The following is a 3,373-nucleotide window of genomic DNA, read 5'->3' as shown; positions in this document are numbered from 1 at the left end:
CACGCCCACCACATCCACCACTGGGCAGACGGGGGCCCGACCAGCCTCCACAACGCCGTCCTACTCTGCGGCCACCACCACCGACACATCCACCACAGCGACTGGGCCGTCCGACTCGGCGACGACGGACACCCCGAATTCGTGCCACCCACCTGGCTCGACCCCGAACAACTTCCCCGCCGCAACCACTACCACCGACGAACATAGGAGCAGCGGCAGAAATAGCACCCTTTCGGGGTCGGTGAGCCAGCCCATCGGAGAAGCCGCCCCCGCTGCGCAGCGGCGCTAACGCGATTCCGGGTGATCGCGGTTGAACCGGCTGGAGATGTGGTGACCCTATTGCCTCAGGAAGGTGGTAACCGCCCGACGAAAGTCGTGCGGATTCTCGACCCACGGAAGGTGGCCGGACCCGGCGAGGCTCACCCGCTGGCTGTTGGCCAACGCGCGGTGCAGCGAGTCGACGGCCCATCGGGGCCGGATGTCCTCGGTGCCGTCGATGATCAGCACTGGCAGGTCGAGCGCTCGGCACCGCTCGGCCATACCGGAGCTGCTGAGCTCTCGCTTGAACTCGGCGTTGACAGCCTGGCTGCAGTCGTGGTTGATGCCGAGCCACGGTGTGGCCATGCGATCGGCGTGGCGCAGTGCCGTGCCGTGATCGGCGAAGTCGGCCGACCATTGCAGCACCGCCCATTCACGTTCCTCTGCGGGCGTGCGATCGCGCGCGTTGAGGGTCTCCCACCGGTCCAGATGAGGCCCGAGCCGCAGCCTCAGATTCCGCTTGTAGTGCGGGTGCCAGCCGCGATCGGGATCAATGCCGGTCCCGGACACGTAGATCAGATGGCTGACCCGTTCGGGGTGTTCGATGGCGTACCGCAACGCCAGGTGTGCACCCCACGAATGGCCCAACAGGGCCGTCCGCGGACCGGCCAACTGGTCGCGTACCGCGTCGAGATCGGCCACGAAGCGGGCGATGTCATACGGTCCGCGCCGCTGCGAGCGCCCACAGCCGCGCTGATCCCATCGGATGGTGCGGGCATGCTTTTCGAGCAGCCGGGTCACCGGGGCGAGATAGTCCCAGAGACCCGGACCCCCGTGACAGAGCACCAGAGGCGGCCCGGTGCCGGCCTGTTCTGCCCACAGGCGGCAGTCGTCGCCGCGCACGCTCAGGTCCACGGTCGACAGTATGACCGTCGTGTGCGCTGGCTTGCCTGAGCCGGAACGGTGGGTTCCGTTGGTGGTGGGACGCGCGTCCCCGTTCGGCGAATGTGGTCAGAAGTGGTCCGCACCGAGTTGGCGCATCTCGCGTGGCGACTTGACCTCAATCTCGGGTGAGGTCCTAGCCTCCGGTATCGGAGGTACGGCATGAGTATGGAAGTTACCGCGTGGATGTCCCTGCACCACGCGATGAACGCGCAGGACGAGCGACCGCTGTCCCGCGCGACATTGAAGCGGATCGCGCAGTTCGCGCGGCCGTACCGTACTTTGATCATCAGGTTCCTGCTGTTGAGTGCGGTGACGGCGGTTCTCACGGTGGCGGCGCCCGTTCTCGCCGGTCGCGTGGTCGATGCGATCGTCGACCGCGCCGACAGCGGCGTCGTGATCCGGTTGGCCGTACTGATCGCGGTGATCGCCCTCGCCGAGGCCGGGCTGGGTCTGGTGACGCGATTTCTCTCCGCCAGCATCGGTGAGGGGTTGATCGTCCAACTGCGGACTGCTGTTTTCGACCACGTGCAGCGCATGCCGGTGGCGTTCTTCACACGGACCCGCACGGGTGCGCTGGTCAGCCGCCTGAACAACGATGTGATCGGCGCGCAACGGGCCTTCAGCGACACCCTGTCGAGTGTGGTCGGCAACACCGTCACGCTCCTGCTGACGTTGGCCGTGATGCTCACCTTCTCCTGGCAGATCACGCTGCTGGCGCTGGTCCTGCTGCCCATCTTCGTTCTCCCCGCCCGCCGGATGGGTTCGCGGCTCGCTCGGTTGCAGCGGGAAGCGGCCGAACACAACGCGGCAATGAGCACCCGGATGACCGAACGCTTCTCCGCCCCGGGGGCCACCCTGGTCAAGCTGTACGGGCGGCCGGCCGAGGAGTCCGCCGAGTTCGCGGCGCGGGCACGTCGGGTCCGGGACATCGGCATCCGCGCCGCGATGCTGCAGTGGGTCTTCATCACCGCGCTCACCCTGGTTGGCTCGCTGGCGCTGGCCCTGGTCTACGGGCTGGGCGGTGTCTACGCGCTACGGGGCAGCCTCGACGCCGGGACGGTGGTCGCCCTCGCGCTACTGCTGTCGCGGCTGTACGCGCCGCTGACCTCGCTGGCCAGTGCGCGGGTCGAGGTGATGAGCGCGTTGGTGAGCTTCGAGCGGGTGTTCGAGGTCCTCGACCTCAAGCCGCTGATCCTCGACCGGGCCGACGCCCGGCCCCTCCCGGACGGGCCGGTCGCGGTGGAGTTCGACGGGGTCCGGTTCGGCTACCCCTCGGCGGACAAGGTGTCCCTCGCGTCGCTGGAGGATGTGGCGAAGCTCGATACGCGCGGCGGCGAGGAGGTGCTGCACGGGGTGTCGTTCCGCGCCGAAGCGGGGCAGATGGTGGCGCTGGTCGGCTCCTCCGGGGCGGGCAAGTCGACGATCGCGCAGCTCGTGCCGCGCCTGTACGACGTCGAGGATGGCGCGGTGAAGCTCGCCGACGTCGACGTACGCGACCTGTCGGCCGAGTCGATCCGGACCGCGTTGGGCGTGGTGACCCAGGACGGGCACCTCTTCCACGAAAGCATCCGCGCCAACTTGGCGTTCGCCCGCCCGGACGCGACCGAGGACGAGATGTGGGAGGTGCTCCGGCGGGCCCGACTCGACGACCTGATCCGCTCCCTGCCCGATGGGCTGGACACCGTCGTCGGCGAGCGCGGATACCGTCTGTCCGGCGGGGAACGGCAACGGCTCACCATCGCCCGGCTGCTGCTGGCCCGTCCACGCGTGGTCATCCTCGACGAAGCCACCGCGCATCTGGACTCCACCTCGGAGGCGGCGGTTCAGGACGCCCTCGCCGAGGCCCTGACCGGCCGGACGAGCGTGGTCATCGCGCACCGGCTCTCCACCATCCGGGCAGCCGATCAGATCCTGGTCGTCGAGGACGGACGCATCGTCGAACGCGGGCGACACGGTGAGCTTCTCGCCGCTGGCGGCCGCTACCACGAGTTGTACCGCACCCAGTTCGCCCAGGAACAGCCGACGGTCCAGGAGCAGCCGACGGTCCAGGAACAGCCGACGGTCCAGGAACAGCCGACGGTCCAGGAGCAGCCGACGGTCCAGGAACAACGCGTCGGCACGTGACGGTCCTCGGTCATGCCGCCGCCCGCCGCGGAATGTCCGTGGCGGG

2 protein-coding genes and 1 pseudogene are annotated in these 3,373 nt (G+C 68.7%); 2 read left to right on the top strand and 1 reads right to left on the bottom strand.

Annotated elements, in window-relative coordinates:
- Window positions 1–207, top strand: a pseudogene (locus tag ABZU52_RS32195) (HNH endonuclease); the annotation flags it as partial.
- Between the two features lie 129 nt (window positions 208–336).
- Here ABZU52_RS32195 and ABZU52_RS32190 read toward each other — a convergent pair.
- Complete coding sequence (locus ABZU52_RS32190) at window positions 337–1,173, bottom strand: alpha/beta hydrolase (protein WP_354974680.1); 837 nt, start codon at window positions 1,171–1,173, stop codon at window positions 337–339.
- Window positions 1,174–1,386: 213 nt separating this feature from the next.
- On the opposite strand from ABZU52_RS32190, the gene ABZU52_RS32185 reads away from it, so the two are divergent.
- Window positions 1,387–3,327 carry an ABC transporter ATP-binding protein gene (locus ABZU52_RS32185; protein WP_354974681.1) on the top strand — a complete coding sequence of 647 codons (1,941 nt, stop codon included), beginning with the start codon at window positions 1,387–1,389 and terminating at the stop codon, window positions 3,325–3,327.
- Window positions 3,328–3,373: the final 46 nt, after the last annotated feature.

This window comes from Micromonospora sp. NPDC005220 (genome assembly GCF_040607895.1).
In the GTDB taxonomy this organism is placed as follows: domain Bacteria; phylum Actinomycetota; class Actinomycetes; order Mycobacteriales; family Micromonosporaceae; genus Micromonospora.
The sequence above is the reverse complement of the archived record's forward strand: the minus strand, read 5'-3'. Positions and strand labels throughout refer to the sequence as shown.

What these genes read in the sequence shown, in the direction of transcription:
- ABZU52_RS32185 (WP_354974681.1), top strand. Translation starts at nt 1,387, where the DNA reads ATGTCCCTGCACCACGCGATGAACGCGCAGGACGAGCGACCGCTGTCC.